Raw genomic sequence first — 18,306 nt, 5'->3', positions numbered from 1 at the left:
ATTGACCTTTTATTTAATGGAATAAATATATGAGTGATTAAGTCAGACTAGTTGAAAAATCTCACTTTATAGTTTAAATGGATAAATATGGGGTAATAACCGAATGTACACAATTTTACATTTGGAGGAGGATTACCTTGAACTCTACAATCTGTAAGGTAGGTATTGTTGGAGCGCTGGTCATTGGTGGACTGTTTTCACCTTTTGCGACTGGAGCAGAAGCTAAAGAAGAAGCTAGAAACAACCATACAACTATATTAAGTGTTAATCAACCAGTTAATGTAGTTAAAATAGCTTCAAGGTTTAATAGTCAAAACATTGAAGCAACTGCTGATGACTGGGAATCAGCAGGAACTGAGTATGGAAGCACAAAGTTCGAAAAATATTCCTTAGCTGCAGTTGTTCAGACTCTAGGATTTGCATTAAACCTTCCTTCAGGTGGATGGTCTTCCTATTTAGCCGGATTAGCAAATATGATTATTCTAGGCGAATATCCTGTTGTTTATTTTAAAGATCGTAAAGAGTTTAAAATGGCCGGTGCGACACTAATGACACGCCACAATGTTACAATTTATGAAGACAAAGATCGTAAGAAGAAAATTGGATCAGATAGCTTTATCATTACTGATACAGGTGGCCCAAAAGCAGCTAAGAAATAAGTTTAAACAAATAATCCTCCCACAAGGGAGGATTATTATTACATATTAACTAAAGTGTAAGTCAATGAAACGATGAATAAAAAATACGAAATATAAGAAAGTGCTTTTGACGAACTTGTTCTATGTTTTTGGAATGTATAGATAAGTGCAAAACCCAAGAAGAAAACTGTTACAAACCAAGAAGTGTATTCTGGAAAGATGGCAACCAGCAAAACCATGATTGTTGAAAAAATAAATGAAGAGTAATGAGTAACTTTATGATCATTATTCAAAAAAATCACCTCTACAGATTTTTACCCAATTAAGTTTGTATTAAAACATTATATAAAAAGGAGAATAGAAAAATGCCAAACATTTATTTCTAAAGTGCAAGATGGGAAATTAAATTTATCAAAAAAGATTTATACATACCGTTGATTAATTTAGAACTACTTAGAGACAAGAACGAATATTATGTAAATATCCTTTACGAGCTGTATAAAAATGACCCTTATTTGTTTAACAGAGCATTAAAAGGGGATACGTGGTTAATCAGCCAATTGTATTTGATGAGCCCATTGTACGTTTCTTTAATGGAGAAGAGTTAGCTATTGTACATAGAACAGTCGGCAAGAGATTCAAAGTTAATGTAAAAATGAAAAAGCTGCCTGACGGCTTTACATTGCAAACAATAGATATGTGGTTGTGGAGTGAAATTGTTTATAGCAAACTCTTTACCTATATAATGAAAATATGATAGAATATAGAAGGATTTGATAATTGAGGAGATGTTTTTTGTGGAGTTTAAAGTTGGCCAAGACGTATCAGAAATTTGGAATATTCATGGATCGATTCTTCCGGAAGTTTTAATGTATATGTTCCCTCATTCAGACGAATCTTATCATTGGGAATTTGTAAATGATAACGGGAGACATATCTTTACTGCTTGGAGAAAAAGTGAACCTATTCCTACAGTAGAGGAAATTGAAAAAGCAGCAATTGAGCTTGAAGAGAAGAAAAATGCGCCTAAGCCAAAAACTCTTGAAGAAAGAGTTGCTGATTTAGAAAAACAAGTGGCTTACTTAACAAGTAAGGTTGAAGGAACAAACTAACAAAGAGTCCCTTATAGGGGCTTTTTATATTAAAAATGATAATTTTATTTTGAAATCGAAAGAATAGTTAATCTGTCAGCTTATATACCCGAAAAACATAAAACTGTTTCAAAAGCGGTTTGGGTATGTTGAATGGAAGCGGCTTTAAAAAGGGGTGAAATGCCATTAAAAATTTAGTTTTATTGTCCAGCTTTTTCGGAGTTGTGCTATCGATTATAGGGCTATTATTTGGAGTCCTGACAGATTTCTTTATTTCAGGTATTGCACGGCTTATGGGTGTTTTAGCTGGTCTCCTCGTATTACTTAGCTTGAAGCAAAGAAACACAGAAATACAGGCATTTATAGTGGGTTCAAGTACCGCGTTAGGAATAATGGGTGCAGGGATTTTATATTTTCCCGCTGCGATTGTCAACGTCTTAATTGGGTTCAAACTAAACAAAAAGTTAAAGGATGAAAACACTAAGAAGCAGATCTGAATTGACTGCTTTTTGCTTATTGGAACTATGGAAAATTGTGGTATTATAGTAATAAAATAATTATTTTATTCATTGTGAGGTTTAGAGAGTGCTTAAAGAAAGAGGTCAAATAGGTCAAGAATTTGGCGCTGAAGAAATTGCCGACTACTTAAAATCAAAGAGTTATAAACCAAAAATGAAAGTTAGTCACTATCGAGATCACTTTGGTGGCTCTATAACCTTTTGGCACAGATATTAAATCATTTGAGAAATTGTCGATATCTAACATATGAAAAAGATGGAAAGGGTGCTCTATAATTATAAAAAGCATGAAAGGAATGTGATTAGGTTGGTAAATGTAAACTCAAGTGAACTTATTTATGATCCAAAATTCTTAGCATTTTGCTGCTTGGCTACAGAAGGGTATGGAGGGAATAATCCAACTCTTTCATCCATTGGTTTTAGTGAATTCTGTGAAAAACTTGAGAAAAATGAGGTAGTAGAACCCGAGAATAAAAAAAGCTCACTTGACCTAAATAAGTCTTTAGATTATTGGAAATCAAGATTAAATGGTGGAAACAGCCTTTCTGCATTGGATTCGCAGTTATTAGATATGATCAAAAAAGCTTACAACTTAGGCATGGTTAATAAAGATAATATGCTGTTGCGAAACGAAGCAATTAATGCTTATAAAAATTCAATTTAAATATAAAACAGGGAACAGTTTAATAAAGTGCTGGGCGTTTTTCTTATTGAAAGCATTTTCTTGTAAATGCTTCTCATGTTCTCTGAAATTGTTTTGTCTTGTTTGAATAACAGTTGCTACGACCGCAGATTGAGTTGGTGCATATAGAGGAAGGGTATGAACTCTTTCCTTACTGTTTTTTCTGCCGAATATCGTTGTTGCCAACTTCCCCAAAGTTTTAAAAAATAGTTTTAATTTTCTAGATATTCCCGCTTAAACACACCTCATCAAACAGTTGTATTTGCATATTGTACTTTCCAAATAATCTGTTGATAAGAGTGTTTTTTCCTCACCTTGAATAATCCTTCTTTCTTTTCTGTTATTAATTTAATAAATACTAATACTATTTTTCAGCTTGACTTTTTTACTGTAGCCTTTTAAAGTATGGAATGTTGTTTAGACTATGTTTAACGGTTTTGATATTGAAATTAGAGGTGGCTACTTAGATGAAACAGAATGGAAATCCTTGGGCGCTATTGCCGCTAGTTTTATTTGTAGGTCTTTTTGTCGGCTCTGGTGTATTGACTGGAGATTTCTATAAATTACCAATATTGATTGCGGCAATTATAGCATCAGCTTTCGCGCTATCATTTAACCAGAAGCAATCGCTCAATCAGAAAATTGAATGGTTTGCTTCCGGTGCGGGACATCCTGATATTATTATTATGGTTATCATTTTTATATTAGCAGGTGCTTTTGCTTCTGCAGCTGAAGCGATGGGAGCAGTACACTCAACCGTCAACCTTGCTTTGAGCATTATTCCGCAGCAGTTTATACTGCCAGGGCTTTTTATCATTGCTTGTTTTATTTCTGTTTCGATGGGAACATCAATGGGGACGATTGCGGCAGTTGCTCCAATTAGCGCTGGTATGAGTGGAGAACTGGGCTTGTCTTCTGCAGTCGCAATTGCAGCTGTTGTCGGCGGAGCTATGTTTGGAGATAATCTTTCTTTTATTTCGGACACCACCATCGCGGCAGTACGTTCACAAAAAACACAAATGATGGATAAATTTAAAACGAATTTTTTGATCGTTTTGCCTGCTGCTATCATAACTATCATTTTATTATTTTTTATACCGACAGGACACATAGGACATACTGGAGCTGAATCTTACAGCTGGTTTAAAGTACTTCCTTATGTTGCCGTGTTAGTCTTTGCGTTAATTGGTTTTAATGTGGTGGCTGTCATTTTTGGCGGATTGATCTTAACAGGAATTATAGGGTTTGTAAGCGGCAGCTTAACGCTTGAGTCTTATTTTAAAGCAATTACAGATGGAATTGCCGGAATGTCTGATCTTATCGTCCTTTCAATGTTAATTGGCGGAATGGTCGGCGTCATGAAACAAAACGGCGGGATTGACTTTTTACTGGGAATCATTTCTAAAAAAATCCATTCGAAAAAAGGTGCTGAAGCCGGTATTGCCGGATTGGTCAGCGTTACGAACCTAGCTACTGCCAATAATACCATTGCTATTATTACAGCCGGGCCGATTGCCAAAAATATCTCTGATGAATTTAAAATAGACAATCGAAAGTCGGCAAGTATCTTAGATATCTTTTCCTGCATGATACAAGGTTTAATTCCTTATGGAGCGCAGATGTTATCGGCCGGGAAGTTTGGAAATGTTTCACCCGTCAGCATCCTGCATTACTCCTTCTATCCTGTTTTAATCGGGATCTGTGGCATCATAGCAATTATATTCGAACTACCAAAATTCACAAGAAATACGAAGTGAAGATAAAAAAGGTACCAAATGGTAACTTCAGCTTGTAGAGAAAACGATGTTTTTTCTACAAGCTTTTTTGTTTTATACAGTTTCTTTAGATATTCATCAGGTTTCAGAGATGCAGAAAAAGCGCTCCATTGGCTAGGTATGTGGCAATCTTCTTCATGTTCTGGCATGCGGCTGTGAGGAGAACTTGTTCACTCACATTTCGTTTTCCCCTCAACCTGCAATAGCGAAGCCCATGCAGCTGTTTTGAATCTGCAAAGCTTCGCTCTATTTTTTCTTTTCTTTTTTTTGTAGAGGTTTTTTCCTGAAACAGACAAGCGATTTTGTCTGTCCTTTTTTTATGATCTTCCCAAACATGCCGAGTAATCACTTTCTGCCGATTCTTTGATTTTGTCAAGTTTTCAAGCAGCGGGCATGAGGAACATATTTCAGGGTTTGATTTGTATGACCGGCAGCCTTTTCGGTCAGTTGTTGAGTATGTAAGTGTTTGGTGATTTGGACAAATGTATCTGTCTTGTTCACTGTCATAATGAAATTTCCATTTTGGAAACAATCCTCGGATAGAGTGATAACGTCTATGTGCGATGACATCAAAGATTTGGCGGTCAGATAATCCTTTACAGATCGGAGTCGTTAAATATCCGGAATCAAGAGCGACGGCTTCTACTTGAAAACCAAATCGTGTCTTAACATGTGACCTGACGAAATAAAAAAACGATGAACTGCGCTGTGTAAGGCTTTGTCATACCTCTTTGAACACACCACATTCGTGTGTGCCGCAAAGGGCATGTACACCGGCTCACCCAATACAGCTCATCGCCATCTCAATAAAGCATGGCGGGCGAAGGAATTCAAGGATTATTTTGATAATGTAATTGAAAACGTAATAAAACTTGTCTTATTTTGTCTAAATTAATCGTGAGTTATTCTATAACTATAGTGAATTCAAAACTGTCTTACGCACAGTGAGCGGCTTAGAGGCAATTGACTGACTGTCTTTATAGATAACATCGACAATCATATAAGCTAATTTTTTGGACAAGAAACGTTGCATTAGAGCTTGAAAGTCAAGATCACCACCTGGATCAGCTACAATAATTTCAAAATCTCTCATTAATATCACCTTTATACGAAATGGTTCCAATGGGAATTCGTTACAGATTTTACTCCATCAGATTTAGAAACAAGAATTGTGATCCTGCGAAGAAAGAATTAGAATATGGCAGAACAAAACCATCTATAATATGATTTTTAGGTATTTGTAATTAAATTACAAATACTTTTAATATTCACTCGTGAATTCGTGGTATTATACTGAAGGGAACGATCAAAAGCTATGGCGTTAGTCATTAGAATGTTTTAAATATATACAAGTGCTACCTCATGTCAAAGTCAGAAAAAAATTATAGGAGGTAACAAATGTTTAAGTTTAAAAAGAATTTTTTAGTTGGATTAACGGCAGCTTTAATGAGTATAAGCTTGTTTTCTGCAACCGCCTCTGCAGCTAGCACAGACTACTGGCAAAATTGGACTGATGGTGGCGGAACAGTAAACGCCGTCAATGGGTCTGGCGGGAATTACAGTGTTAATTGGTCTAATACCGGAAATTTCGTTGTTGGCAAAGGCTGGACTACAGGTTCGCCATTTAGGACGATAAACTATAATGCCGGAGTTTGGGCGCCGAATGGCAATGGATATTTGACTTTATATGGTTGGACGAGAGCACCTCTCATTGAATATTATGTAGTGGATTCATGGGGTACTTACAGACCTACCGGAACGTATAAAGGTACTGTAAAGAGTGATGGAGGTACATATGACATATATACAACGACACGTTATAACGCACCTTCCATTGATGGCGATAACACTACTTTTACGCAGTACTGGAGTGTTCGTCAGACGAAGAGACCAACAGGAAGAAACGCTACAATCACTTTCAGCAATCATGTGAACGCATGGAAGAGCCATGGAATGAATCTGGGAAGTAATTGGGCTTACCAAGTCATGGCGACAGAAGGATATCAAAGTAGTGGAAGTTCTAACGTAACAGTGTGGTAACAGATCATCTTTAATCAGGGGTAGCTAACGGGCTGCTGATCGTTCCTTTATCATTGTTATTGTGAGTTACTAAGAGGCGATGGTCTTTTAGTTGAATCCTAATATATGCCTCGGATATTGGTATTGTTTGAGGTAGGGTTTTCTCCAAGTGGTTGGACTATAAAGGAAAGCCAACTAAAGTTATTAGACCGATTGAATAACAATGAATTTCCTAGATAATCAGTATACGTATTGCTCAAAGTTAATGTATCAAGTCTATGGTTTTAGCACATCTGGTGTTTTCCCACTTAATGAAGGAAGCCATTTTTGGGAACCTTATCATTCTTTACAGGGAAGTGCATACCAAAGTGTGACACCTAGGTTGGTTTATAAGAAGGATATGGTTGGAAAAGGAGATATTCAGTGAGCGCAGGGAATAACCTGCTTTTTTTATTTGCATCAAAATAAGATTTTTAAAGAAATCTATTTGGGAATGGGATTATATTTAGTTTGAAAAACTGACTATATCTTTCTTAGTTTATAATTAGTAAACAAAGTGCAGGTATATCTATTATCGATCCATAATTTTGTTTTATATCATTCAGCATCAGACAATACGCAAGACACACGCATAATACTTACCTCTTAATTTTCGGAACAAATCCTAAATAGTACAAGAGAGGTTAGGTCATTCTGATATTAAGCAAATTTTAGGAACATACAGTCATGCTCTTCCGTCAATGCAAGTAGAAGCAGCAGATAAGGTGGTTTTATTGTTAAAATCGTGACCTGACGAAAAACAAATAGCGATAAGCTATGATGTGTAAGGGTTTGTAATACCTCTTTGAACACGCCATATTCGTTTGTGTCGCAAAGGGCACATACATCGGTTTACACAATTCTGCTCATCACTATCTGAATAGCATGGAGGGCGAAGGGAAATGAAAATTGCAATTTGTAAATACTTAAAGGAGAAACCGAACTTTATATCTATTTGCTCATTTCAATAGTAGCTTTGTATGTTAATCAAATCGTAATCAACTTATATTATAACAATAAGTTTTGACAACTGCTCCTTATCGTTATTTAATAAACGAACCTGATAAAGGATCTAATTATTAATTATATGGATAAACATATATTGAACTTGTCCTGGTGTCCACTATTTAATGACGGTTAGAGCGATACCATATCCTTTTTCTGATGTGTAAACAGAAGTTATTTTCATTACTTTCCAGCTTCCTTCGGTGGCTTTTGTTCCTATTCCATGATGTGCTGTAAGATAGTCACCTTGACTGACAGTTTCGTCAATACGCACATAATGTTGGCCTACTAACCCTACTACGTGCCACTCGTCTCTTGCTGCCCGTGAATGATAATTTGACTCAAGTGCTGTATCGTAGTCTGGGTTTTGTTTGGGAACTTGTATGAGTTCACCGCTTTCCTTATCAGTCACTGTCTCATAAATAAATCCGCCAAACTCATTAGTCAAATAACGGCCCTGCCAGACGAAACTGGAGGCTCCTGAAATGAAAGCTGAAGTTTCTGAAATAACGCCAAGCATATAATCTCCCACATTCGCGGGCGCTATCTTTTCACCTCTTAAAGTCACGATTGTACCCGTATGGATTAACTGTCCATTTGAGCTCTCAAAATACTCTCCATATCCACCTAAAGAAGAACTGATTGCCCCGGCAAACGTCCCGTTTCCCCCAACAGAGTCAAGAAGCCATTTCATTGATTGATGACCTCCTGCGACGGTGTATGGTTCTTCAAGTATAATATTTTCAGAAGACAGTATCGTTCTTGAAGCATGGTTTCCTTTAAGATGTGCGTTATTTGAAGAAGCGATTAATGCGCGAGAGCCTTCAGTACTGGAGCCTCCAGAAGAGCTGATGACCGCATTTCTTTCTCCGCGGGCCATAATGTCACCGGTACCGGCTATAACTGCGCTTGTTTGGTTTACGGCAAAGCCAGAGGTCGTCGCAAGCTGTACGCCTCCTTTCAAATTGATTGGAACTTGTTGGTATGCTTGACCTTTGATTGAGGCTGCTATACCATAACCTTCTGACTGTACACCAAGAATTGTGGCCTGATTATTGGGAGACTGGATTCCAACTGTCCCATTGTCAGTAATCATCGTTCCATTTAGAATATTCACATTGTAGAGACCGCCACCGATTGAAATTCCTTTAGGTGCAGATTTATAAATATCGAAATTTGAAATTTTAATATAGTCTGTTTTATTTGATCCGCCTGATAAATTAATATCAACGCCGGCCTTTTTAAACCCTCGAATTTTTATGCCATTAATAGTTATATTTTGACTGCGATATTGCAAAGCCACAACAGGATTTCCTTTATAATCATAGTCTGGATCACCAATTGCTGTGAATCCGCTTACATTGACATTTTTATACGCTGAAATAACCAATGCTCTTGGTGTCACAGCATCATAAAGCGAGTTAAAAACCGGTTCAACTGCTGAACAATCAATGAGTGTGACATCGTATGCTGTTGTGCTTTCAGGATCTGTAATTTGGTGGTGACCAATATGACGAAGATCAAACGCACGAACATCGCGATAAGAAACATGCCCTATGATATGGACGTTTTGAGAGGCCGGCCAAAGTTCATGGGCTTTTACCTCAACTCCACGGATGTTTCCACTTGTAAAGTTATTTAAAAGCCACACATGCCTAGAGCCGTCGTCAATTTCTATTCCGTTGGAGTTTGAAACACCTTCTGCAAATTCTGTTCCTCGAGGATTTCCTGAATGGCAGTTTGAAATAAAGATGTATTCACTGTAATGGGTGGTAATGCCGTCGTCTCCCGAACCATATGTCACACAGTTATCGATCCAAATATATCTTGATCCGTCTTTTGTCCAATCGGTATTAGGCAAATGATCATACGTTGGCGATGTGATATCAATGCCATGAAGACCTGCGTTAATAGCTTCCACATCTTTGATCCATCCATATTCAACCTTAGCAAAAGTCAAACAACTGGAGAACTGTCCCCCTGGGTTTCTCACACCACATTGTCTGCTTGGATTCCAGTCTAATGACATTCCTTGGACAAAAATATTGCGATTTCCATTTTGATAATCATCATTTGTAATCACCCATTCATGTGCTGGAGTATCTTCATGTAATTTAATCACTGTGATCCCTTTACCTTGTCCAACAATTGTTGTCCAAGAGGGGAGTTTAATCCCTTGTACGTGATATTCTCCTGCTGGAACGTTTACCTTGACTCGGCCATTCCCGATTGCTTTTCGAAAAGCCTCAGTATTATCTCTTCCATCTGGAACAGCGCCAAAGTCTTCCACATTTACTTCCCGGGTGATTTTAGATAAAAGCTTATAGTATTCCTTGTCGAGACGTTCTTTTAAAAGAGAGGTAATCTCTCCTTCGGCCGTCACCCTTGCGTCAGTAACTTCGATATTTTGGTCTGTAACGGAGTGCTTAATAAAGTTTTGCATTCTTGTCTTAATATGTTCTAATTCGGGGTGAGATTTGGCGTTTAGAGAAGGATCAGGGCAGTTTTTAAAATGAACCATTCTAAAGACACCTCTTTCTTTTAATATAAGCGCAGTTTTTGTCTTTAAGATAAGGGTAGACATCTCTTGTGCGCTTATATTTCCAATTCTGTATTTGTTACAAAATTCCTTTTAGATTTGTAAAGTATTGAAGCAACATTAAGAATATTGTACAGTGAAAGAAAGTTCGCCTGATGATTAATTAAAATGTTTCTTATAGTTTGGTATTTATTAATGATTATGGATGAAAAGGGAGGACTACAATTCCATCGTGTACAGGAATAATAAAGAATCGAATGTTCAGACATCCTCTTTCACCGCTGACTGTTTAAATACATCACTTCTTTTTTATATCAACCAATTCTAACTAGATGTGAGCATGATCTAAGGTAAGCGATTGACCCCGACAGCAACGCGTATTCCAGATTCAATTGCGCCCTGCATCCACGCATGAGTGAGTGAGGCGTGTTCTCCGGCGAAATGAATTCTGCCCTCAGGGACAGGAATATAGGGATACAGCTCTAATTCTTGTCCTGGTTCGAAAGCTGTAAATCCCCCCGCAGAATAGGGGTGCTGGCTCCAGCTGAAAGAAGCGCCTGATACAAATTCAGACCATACAATATCACCATAGATTTTAGATAAATCCAGTAAAGTATACCGGATACGCTCTCCTTCTGAAAGACTGTCCCATATCAGCGCCTCATCTGCCCATGTATAGCTGGCCAGAATGACAGCATGTCCATTTGCTCCAATATTTCTGCTTGGATAATACGAAAAACGAATCGGTAAATCAGTAATAGATTTGCCGCCGCGCTGCCCGGCTTTTTCCCAAAATCGGCTTTTAAACTCTATTCCGATTTTTGTTGCACTGATATAGTTTAACTCACGGATGGCCCTCCGTTTATAGTACGAGAAAGAATGGTATGGTTCGACTTTTACAAATCGCAAAGTTGAAAAAGGAATGGTTACAATAGCGAGATCAGCTGTAAACGATGCAAATTCTGCCGATTGTTGATGCTGGCAATGGATCGTAACACGATTTTCATCCTGAGATATTTTCATCATTTTTTGATGGTATAGAATGTTTGTTTTTAATTGGGGAAGAAACGCGTGTGGAAGCAGATCCATGCCGCCTGTTATCTCATAGAAGTGAGCGGGTGATGAAAAAAAGATGGATTCCCGCAATACTTCAACAAGGGACATCCCCATATACGCTTCCATATCCAAAAGTACACCAATCATATCGATCACGCCATAGGAAAAATACCTATTCAAAAAAGAGCTTAACGAATCATTTTTGTATTGTTCTTCGACAATCCGCCAATTTCTCGCTGGATTTTGATTGATGAAATTTAGAATAGGCTGCAGTACAGAAAGCAGCAGCTCTTCAGACGTTTTCCCTTGTTCATGTGATGCGACTGGGTACCCCAGTATTCCAGGAGCTCGTTCAAACATGTGGAGACGTGTCTTGATTCCATTGGCATAAATGATGTCCAGAGGGGTTCTGTTGATAAATACATTTGTTGGCAATTTGAATTTTTTGATATATTCTAAGGTTAACAAATGGTTATTCGGTATGCGCATCGGACCAACGTTAAAATACAAATCACCACTAAAGGGAGATCTCAAAGTGCAGACACGGCCGCCCGCTCTGCCGCTCGCTTCGAGAATCGTTACTCTGTGACCGGCATTTTTCAGCAATGATGCTGATACAAGCCCGGACAATCCAGCTCCTACAACAAGAATATGCTTTGGGTGCTGCGTTGCACTAAGGCCATTTCGAATGATCTTCACCATGTCATCATTCTTTAGAAAATTCACTTTTGGGAGGCACCTCTTTTTAGGATTTATTGCATTGTATTCACTGAAAAGAGCGTCTATCACGATCTGTTTACATCTTTTGGAGTTTAAAAGGAAATAAAGGGGTGATGTATTTGACTAACTTTATTCATAAGACTTTAAATGGTTTGAAAAGTCTCTTAGATGAAAAAGGAGCCATTCAATTGTTTTGTTCTGAAGGGGATATCAAGGAGTTCCTTGTTACATTTTCACAGGACAAAGCAACCCTGAATGACATTCAAAGCTTTGAGGCTAAACACCAGCTTACCCTTCCAGATGATTATAAGAAGTTTATTACACTGCATAATGGTGCGAAAATTTTTCAGATTCTTTCCGATGGGGAGAATATAGGTGGAGGACTTTATTTATTTAGCCTTGAAGAGATTGAAGAAGAATTAAAATATGAGGATTTGTTTGAAGGCATCAATGGTATTCCAATTGGTCACTTATTAGAAGGGTGCCATTTGATGATCGACAAAGGCAAATTGGATAAAGGGGATCCCAACTATCTTTTCATATTAGAAATAGGGGAATATACACCATTAAATTTAAATTTTGAGATATTTCTAGATCGGTATATAGAATCCAATGGGGCAACTTTTTGGGAATGGCGCTTCTATACAGCAGAAAACTACTACAAAACAAGATAGCTCTATGTATAAGACAGTCTTTGACTGATAGAGTTTATAGGATCGAAACTTATGACTCGAAGTTTCTTACACAAAAAATAAGTCTAATTTATGAATGGGGACTAAACGAACAAAGTTTGAACCAAGTTTTTTATGTGGCTAATAATTGCAGAAATTAAGAAAGAACCTGGTGAAATTGCCCAGGTTCTTTTTATATTGCACAAAAGCAGACACGGTGATATAATCACACTACGTGCGCTTTCTAGTTAAAAAGTCATAGTTATCCATCTTATAATTTTATTATATCCTACTGGGAAGCTCTTGTCAATATTTTTTTGAAGGGGAGATGTAGAATGAGTTCTTTCGTTCTCGGTTTACACGAAGTTGAAAAAACACAGCATTCGCTCGTTGGAGGAAAAGGAATAAATTTAGGAGAATTATTAAAAATTCAAGGAATACAAGTACCAGAAGGATTTTGTGTTACAACAAGAGGATTCCAAAAAGCCATTGAACAAAACGAAACGTTACGAGCGATGTTGGATCAATTGGCCATGCTAAAAGTTGATGACCGAGATCAAATTGGTAACATCAGCCGGAAGATTCGGCAAATCATTATGGAAGTAGATATTCCTTCCGATGTTGTGAAAGCAGTGGCTCACTATCTCTCCCAGTTCGGTGAGGAACATGCCTATGCCGTGCGTTCAAGTGCGACTGCTGAAGATTTACCACATGCCTCTTTTGCCGGTCAACAAGATACCTACTTAAATATTATCGGCGTCGATGCAATCTTGCAGCATATCAGCAAATGCTGGGCTTCCCTATTTACGGATCGAGCGGTAATCTACCGCATGCAAAATGGATTCGACCACAGCCAAGTCTATTTATCCGTTATCGTTCAAAGGATGGTTTTCCCTCAGGCTTCGGGGATTTTATTTACCACTGATCCGATTACCTCTAACCGAAAGGTGTTATCCATCGATGCCGGCTTTGGACTTGGTGAAGCTCTGGTCTCCGGCTTGGTATCTGCCGATTGTTATAAAGTACAGGATGGGCAAATCGTCGATAAGGGAATAGCAACTAAAAAAATAGCTATCTATGGACGGAAAGAAGGCGGAACAGAAACACAGCAAATCGAGCCTGATCAGCAAAAGGCTCAAACGCTGACTGATGAACAAATTTTACAGCTTGCACGCATCGGAAGACAGATCGAAGCTCATTTCGGCCAGCCGCAAGATATCGAATGGTGTTTGGTCCGAGATACTTTTTATATTGTACAGAGTCGTCCAATCACTACTTTATTCCCCATCCCTGAAGCGAGTGACCAAGAAAATCACGTCTATATTTCTGTAGGTCATCAACAAATGATGACGGATCCCATAAAACCACTGGGATTGTCTTTTTTTCTGTTGACGACTGCTGCACCCATGCGGAAAGCCGGTGGAAGGCTATTTGTTGATGTCACACATCAACTGGCATCCTCTGACAGCAGAGAAGTTTTCTTAAAAGGCATGGGACAGCACGATCAGCTCTTAAAAGACGCACTTATGACTCTAATAAAGCGACGAGATTTCATAAAATCGATACCAAATGATAAAACAGCACCAAATCCCAGCAGAGGCAATGCAGATATGCCAGCTCAAGTTGAAAACGATCCGACAATCGTGTCAGATTTGATTGAGAGCAGTCAAACATCAATAGAAGAGTTAAAACAAAACATCCAAACGAAATCAGGATCAGATTTATTTCGTTTTATTCTGGAAGATATCCAGGAATTAAAGAAGATTTTATTTAACCCAAAAAGTTCGGTTGTGATTCGAACTGCTATGAATGCTTCATTATGGATTAACGAAAAAATGAACGAGTGGTTAGGTGAAAAAAACGCAGCAGATACACTCTCTCAATCTGTGCCCCATAATATTACTTCAGAAATGGGTCTTGCGCTATTGGATGTCGCAGATGTGATTCGTCCTTATCCAGAGGTAATTGCTTATTTACAGGATGTCAAAGATGATCACTTTTTGGATGAGATGGTTAAGTTTGAAAATGGACAGGAAATTCAAGACGCGATCTATGCTTATCTGAACAAATACGGAATGCGATGTGCCGGAGAGATTGATATTACAAGAACTCGATGGAGCGAAAAACCAACTACACTTGTCCCGATGATTCTTAATAATATCAAAAATTTTGAGCCTAATGCCGGCCAGCGGAAATTTGAGCAAGGGCGAGAGGAGGCTTTAAAGAAAGAACAAGAGTTATTAGATCGCTTAAAACAATTGCCCGATGGTGAACAAAAAGCCAAAGAAACCAAACGAATGATCGACATCATCCGGAATTTCAGCGGATTCAGGGAATATCCAAAATACGGAATGGTTAATCGCTATTTTGTTTATAAGCAGGCTTTACTGAAAGAAGCCGAACAACTCGTAGAAATGGGCGTTATTCATGAAAAAGAAGATATATACTATCTTACTTTTGAAGAGCTTCACGAAGTCGTACGCACAAATAAACTTGATGATCAAATTATCAGCAAACGAAAAGACGAGTACACATTATATGAAAAACTTTCTCCACCACGTGTTATCACGTCTGATGGTGAGATCATTACAGGCGAATACAAGCGAGAGAATCTACCAGCCGGAGCAATTGCAGGTCTCCCTGTTTCCTCGGGAGTGATAGAGGGGCGAGCACGTGTCATCTTAAACATGGAAGATGCAGATCTAGAAGATGGAGATATATTAGTCACCTCCTTTACTGATCCAAGCTGGACACCATTGTTTGTATCCATAAAAGGCCTGGTCACGGAAGTTGGTGGACTGATGACCCATGGAGCTGTTATAGCGCGCGAATATGGCTTGCCTGCAGTTGTTGGCGTTGAAAATGCTACGCAACTGATAAAAGATGGGCAACAGATTCGCGTTCATGGTACAGAAGGCTACATTGAAATACGATAATGGCTGATGAGTGTAACGAGCCATCAGATATTTTTCCATGTTCTCAGAAGCTGTAAGCTGATGGAATAGCATTTGTACCAAGAAAAGCCGGAACCTCTTAGAGGAGATCCGGCTTTTTATTTTAAATTGGTGTAGTGTGAGAAAGCCGATTTTGCGGGCGACAACTTTTTAAAGTGAATTTTTTTATTATCAGCATTTAAACTGAGCTTACTTTTTGTTCGTGTTGAAAATAAAGAACGGCTTTAAAGGAAATTGAACAACAGTGAATCAATCGTATTGAGAACATGGAAGATCAAGAAAAGAACAAAACCAGAGAATGTTGATATGTATTTGATAGAAGACCACATAGAAAGAAACACCTTGCTTAAAACAAGAGAAAAAGGAGCTAAAAAGCTCCTTTATAAGTTTAAACAACTTTTGTATAAATAGCCGTGTAAAACCCGATTGAGTAATCAAAATAATGACGTGTAAGCGTATAAGTATAACCGTTATATTCTATTGTCGGCTGGAAGTTCATTGGCAGAGGACTAATGCGGTATATAGTGTCATAATCATATTCTTCATTTTTTACTGCAACTTCAGGCGAATTTTCAGCAGCCAATGCGGGAACCGCGGATATGAGCATGCCAAAGGATAAAACAGAACCCAATAAGATTTTCTTAATGTTCAATTATACCAACCCCTTTTACAATTAATACATATATTATGTAACGATTGGAAGTCGTTTTAGAAGTGAATAATGGATCATAAAATGTGAAAATTTTGATTTTAATGGGAGTCGTGATGTGAACGACAGTAATGATAAGTATATTTATGCTGGAATCCACAAAGAAGGAGCCTTCAAGTTTAAAAGCGTAAAAGAGTAAGGGGATAATGTCGAAGGCAACCACATATAAACATTTGTGAAAGAACAAAAAGAAGTTTGAGGAATTGGAGAATGGAGTATGCTGCTGTTATGAATTGCAAAAAGAAGTAGATGGGTTGGGTGATCCTGTTGTTTATTTTAAAGATCAAAAGAGGTTTAAAGAGGAGGGAGAAAGGTGCCTAAAATCGGAGTAAGCTTGATAGTGCTCATGATTTTCCTTGCTGGCTGCAATAAAAATGAACAAAACGGAGACGAAACAATGACGCAGAGCCTAGTCGGCTATGTCGGGTTTAAAGACAATAATAGGGCAATTCTCATTACTGATACGGAAGCCCTAGCGAAAGAAGATTATAATCTTTCGGAAGAACAACTGATGAACAAGTTTAAAAATAAGATAGTCATAGTGGGATTAAGTGAGATTGATAGCACAGCTGATCTCAAAAGAGGTGAAAAAGTAAAAGTGTGGTTCCATACACGAAAAGAGTCAAATCCACCAAGTGCAACGATACAGCAATATAAATTATTACAAAAAAATAATTGAATTCTCATATAGATAACCACTGATGGTCTGTTCAAACTTTACTTGGTTTCATAAATGAAAACTTGCCATTCATGTTAACGATTCGTGTTTGTAGTGTTTTAAGATACTTAAAAAAAGAGGTATTAGTGAGAATATGAAAAAACCGTTCATTAAAAATGAACGGCGAGGTTGACAAAAGTAATGTCTTTTTTCCTTTATGGCAAAAGGATAAAGCAATTCGCAATATTGTGCTTTAATTTGAGAACGTTAAGGACGACTTTAGCTGCCTCAGCGATAAGAGCATTATCATAATTTGCATCTTTCGTAAACCGCTTTAATAGGATTGCCAAAACAATAGGAGCTCTGTTAGGCGGCCAAACGATAGCAATGTCATTTCGTGTCCCGTAACTTCCGGCTCCTAATTCAAATGATTTTGTATTGCCTTCTAATTAACCTCGCAAAAGCAGATATAAAAATAATATTTTTCCAATGAAATGTTTCCCATGACAGTTAGTGTAACAAACCCCTTTAAAGTTTCAGATTTTAACATCAGGAAAGACTTCAGATGACATATCAAATTAAATATAAAAGATTCACTGGCTCTTAAAAAGGAAATAGATTCTGATGAAAACTGTTCTCTTTAAGGCTCATTTCATGGTGCTAAAGATTCATTTGAAGAAGGCGGTCTTGATCAGAAAAGATCCTTCCAATATATTGAAGTAAAAAGATATCGGGAGGAACTCTTTTGAAAAAGATGTTGATGCTAGCTTTCATATTTCTTTTGGCTTTGACTATTCATATTAGGGAAGCTTCGGCAGTTATAGTGAAAGATGAGGAGAAAGTGAGCTTTACAATGACAGAAAATGAAAAATGGTTTATGAAATCTGATGATTTAAATCCAAACCATTGGACGTCTTACTTTGGATACAGATTCACCATTTTCGATACTGAAGGATGTACAATTAACGCAAGAATCATGCGAATGACTTTGTCTGGATACGAGATAACCGTTAGTGAAAAAAACTTCTCAGGGGATCATTATGATTTTAGTGCAACTGATCGAGTTGAGGCGATGCCTTATAAGACTCATTATTTGATTTTAACAAAAGATCCAGATTGCGGAGATGTTAAAGTAAAAGGTCTATACGGTTTTCAGTTTGATCAGCCGGAATGGTAATAAAAAAGAATTTTGGCAACCTAAACGCCAATAAAAAAGCTAATGTCTCACATGC

The 18,306-nt window shown here is 37.7% G+C and carries 14 protein-coding genes and 3 pseudogenes; 10 read left to right on the top strand and 7 right to left on the bottom strand.

Going from position 1 to position 18,306, the window contains the following annotated elements; all coding sequences use genetic code 11:
• Window positions 1-137 precede the first annotated feature (137 nt).
• Entirely contained in the window at window positions 138-659 is a 522-nt protein-coding gene (locus CDO84_RS09245; protein WP_040082939.1) for a hypothetical protein, read from the top strand.
• Between the two features lie 38 nt (window positions 660-697).
• Here CDO84_RS09245 and CDO84_RS21660 read toward each other — a convergent pair whose 3' ends face one another.
• The gene (locus CDO84_RS21660) at window positions 698-931 is read right to left on the bottom strand and encodes a hypothetical protein (RefSeq protein ID WP_082032992.1); all 234 of its coding nucleotides are present in this window, start codon (window positions 929-931) and stop codon (window positions 698-700) included.
• An 85-nt stretch (window positions 932-1,016) separates the two neighbouring features.
• Here CDO84_RS21660 and CDO84_RS09235 point away from each other — a divergent pair.
• The 4 genes and pseudogenes from CDO84_RS09235 to CDO84_RS09210 all read left to right on the top strand — a co-directional run bounded on the left by CDO84_RS09235 (window position 1,017) and on the right by CDO84_RS09210 (window position 4,686).
• Window positions 1,017-1,395, top strand: a pseudogene (locus CDO84_RS09235) (hypothetical protein).
• 40 nt (window positions 1,396-1,435) lie between these two features.
• Window positions 1,436-1,750, top strand: a complete 315-nt coding sequence (locus tag CDO84_RS09230; RefSeq protein ID WP_014664233.1) for an XkdW family protein — start codon at window positions 1,436-1,438, stop codon at window positions 1,748-1,750.
• An 804-nt stretch (window positions 1,751-2,554) separates the two neighbouring features.
• Entirely contained in the window at window positions 2,555-2,911 is a 357-nt protein-coding gene (locus CDO84_RS09220; protein ID WP_040082941.1) for a hypothetical protein, read from the top strand.
• A gap of 485 nt (window positions 2,912-3,396) precedes the next feature.
• Entirely contained in the window at window positions 3,397-4,686 is a 1,290-nt protein-coding gene (locus CDO84_RS09210; protein ID WP_040082943.1) for a Na+/H+ antiporter NhaC family protein, read from the top strand.
• Between the two features lie 103 nt (window positions 4,687-4,789).
• Here the strand turns inward: CDO84_RS09210 and CDO84_RS09205 are convergent, their stop codons facing one another.
• The gene (locus CDO84_RS09205; RefSeq protein ID WP_390627141.1) at window positions 4,790-5,236 is read right to left on the bottom strand and encodes a transposase; all 447 of its coding nucleotides are present in this window, start codon (window positions 5,234-5,236) and stop codon (window positions 4,790-4,792) included.
• Window positions 5,237-5,620: 384 nt separating this feature from the next.
• Window positions 5,621-5,791: pseudogene (locus CDO84_RS09200) on the bottom strand (ATP-dependent DNA ligase); the annotation flags it as partial.
• A 311-nt stretch (window positions 5,792-6,102) separates the two neighbouring features.
• On the opposite strand from CDO84_RS09200, the gene xynA reads away from it, so the two are divergent.
• Window positions 6,103-6,744 (top strand): endo-1,4-beta-xylanase XynA, encoded by a 642-nt coding sequence (xynA, locus tag CDO84_RS09195; protein WP_040082946.1) that lies wholly within the window; start codon window positions 6,103-6,105, stop codon window positions 6,742-6,744.
• 1,141 nt (window positions 6,745-7,885) lie between these two features.
• Here the strand turns inward: xynA and CDO84_RS09190 are convergent.
• Both CDO84_RS09190 and CDO84_RS09185 read right to left on the bottom strand, forming a co-directional pair.
• Window positions 7,886-10,288 (bottom strand): peptidase G2 autoproteolytic cleavage domain-containing protein, encoded by a 2,403-nt coding sequence (locus tag CDO84_RS09190; RefSeq protein WP_040082947.1) that lies wholly within the window; start codon window positions 10,286-10,288, stop codon window positions 7,886-7,888.
• Window positions 10,289-10,651: 363 nt separating this feature from the next.
• Complete coding sequence (locus tag CDO84_RS09185; protein WP_157678354.1) at window positions 10,652-12,088, bottom strand: flavin monoamine oxidase family protein; 1,437 nt, start codon at window positions 12,086-12,088, stop codon at window positions 10,652-10,654.
• Window positions 12,089-12,201: 113 nt separating this feature from the next.
• Here CDO84_RS09185 and CDO84_RS09180 point away from each other — a divergent pair, with 113 nt between their 5' ends.
• The gene (locus CDO84_RS09180) at window positions 12,202-12,756 is read left to right on the top strand and encodes an SMI1/KNR4 family protein (RefSeq protein ID WP_040082949.1); all 555 of its coding nucleotides are present in this window, start codon (window positions 12,202-12,204) and stop codon (window positions 12,754-12,756) included.
• 332 nt (window positions 12,757-13,088) lie between these two features.
• Window positions 13,089-15,689 (top strand): phosphoenolpyruvate synthase, encoded by a 2,601-nt coding sequence (gene ppsA, locus CDO84_RS09175; protein WP_088299188.1) that lies wholly within the window; start codon window positions 13,089-13,091, stop codon window positions 15,687-15,689.
• Window positions 15,690-16,095: 406 nt separating this feature from the next.
• Here ppsA and CDO84_RS09170 read toward each other — a convergent pair whose 3' ends face one another.
• Entirely contained in the window at window positions 16,096-16,359 is a 264-nt protein-coding gene (locus CDO84_RS09170; protein ID WP_040082952.1) for a hypothetical protein, read from the bottom strand.
• Between the two features lie 370 nt (window positions 16,360-16,729).
• On the opposite strand from CDO84_RS09170, the gene CDO84_RS09165 reads away from it, so the two are divergent.
• Window positions 16,730-17,095 (top strand): DUF3221 domain-containing protein, encoded by a 366-nt coding sequence (locus CDO84_RS09165; protein WP_040082954.1) that lies wholly within the window; start codon window positions 16,730-16,732, stop codon window positions 17,093-17,095.
• Between the two features lie 194 nt (window positions 17,096-17,289).
• Here the strand turns inward: CDO84_RS09165 and CDO84_RS09160 are convergent.
• A pseudogene (locus CDO84_RS09160) lies at window positions 17,290-17,493 on the bottom strand (hypothetical protein); the annotation flags it as partial.
• Window positions 17,494-17,819: 326 nt separating this feature from the next.
• Between CDO84_RS09160 and CDO84_RS09155 the strand changes: the two are divergent.
• Entirely contained in the window at window positions 17,820-18,251 is a 432-nt protein-coding gene (locus CDO84_RS09155) for a hypothetical protein (RefSeq protein ID WP_040082955.1), read from the top strand.
• Window positions 18,252-18,306: the final 55 nt, after the last annotated feature.

This window comes from Bacillus sp. MD-5 (genome assembly GCF_002201875.1).
Taxonomy (GTDB): Bacteria; Bacillota; Bacilli; order Bacillales; family Bacillaceae; genus Bacillus; species Bacillus stercoris.
Note: the sequence above shows the minus strand (reverse complement) of the source record. Positions and strands in the feature narration are given on the sequence as shown.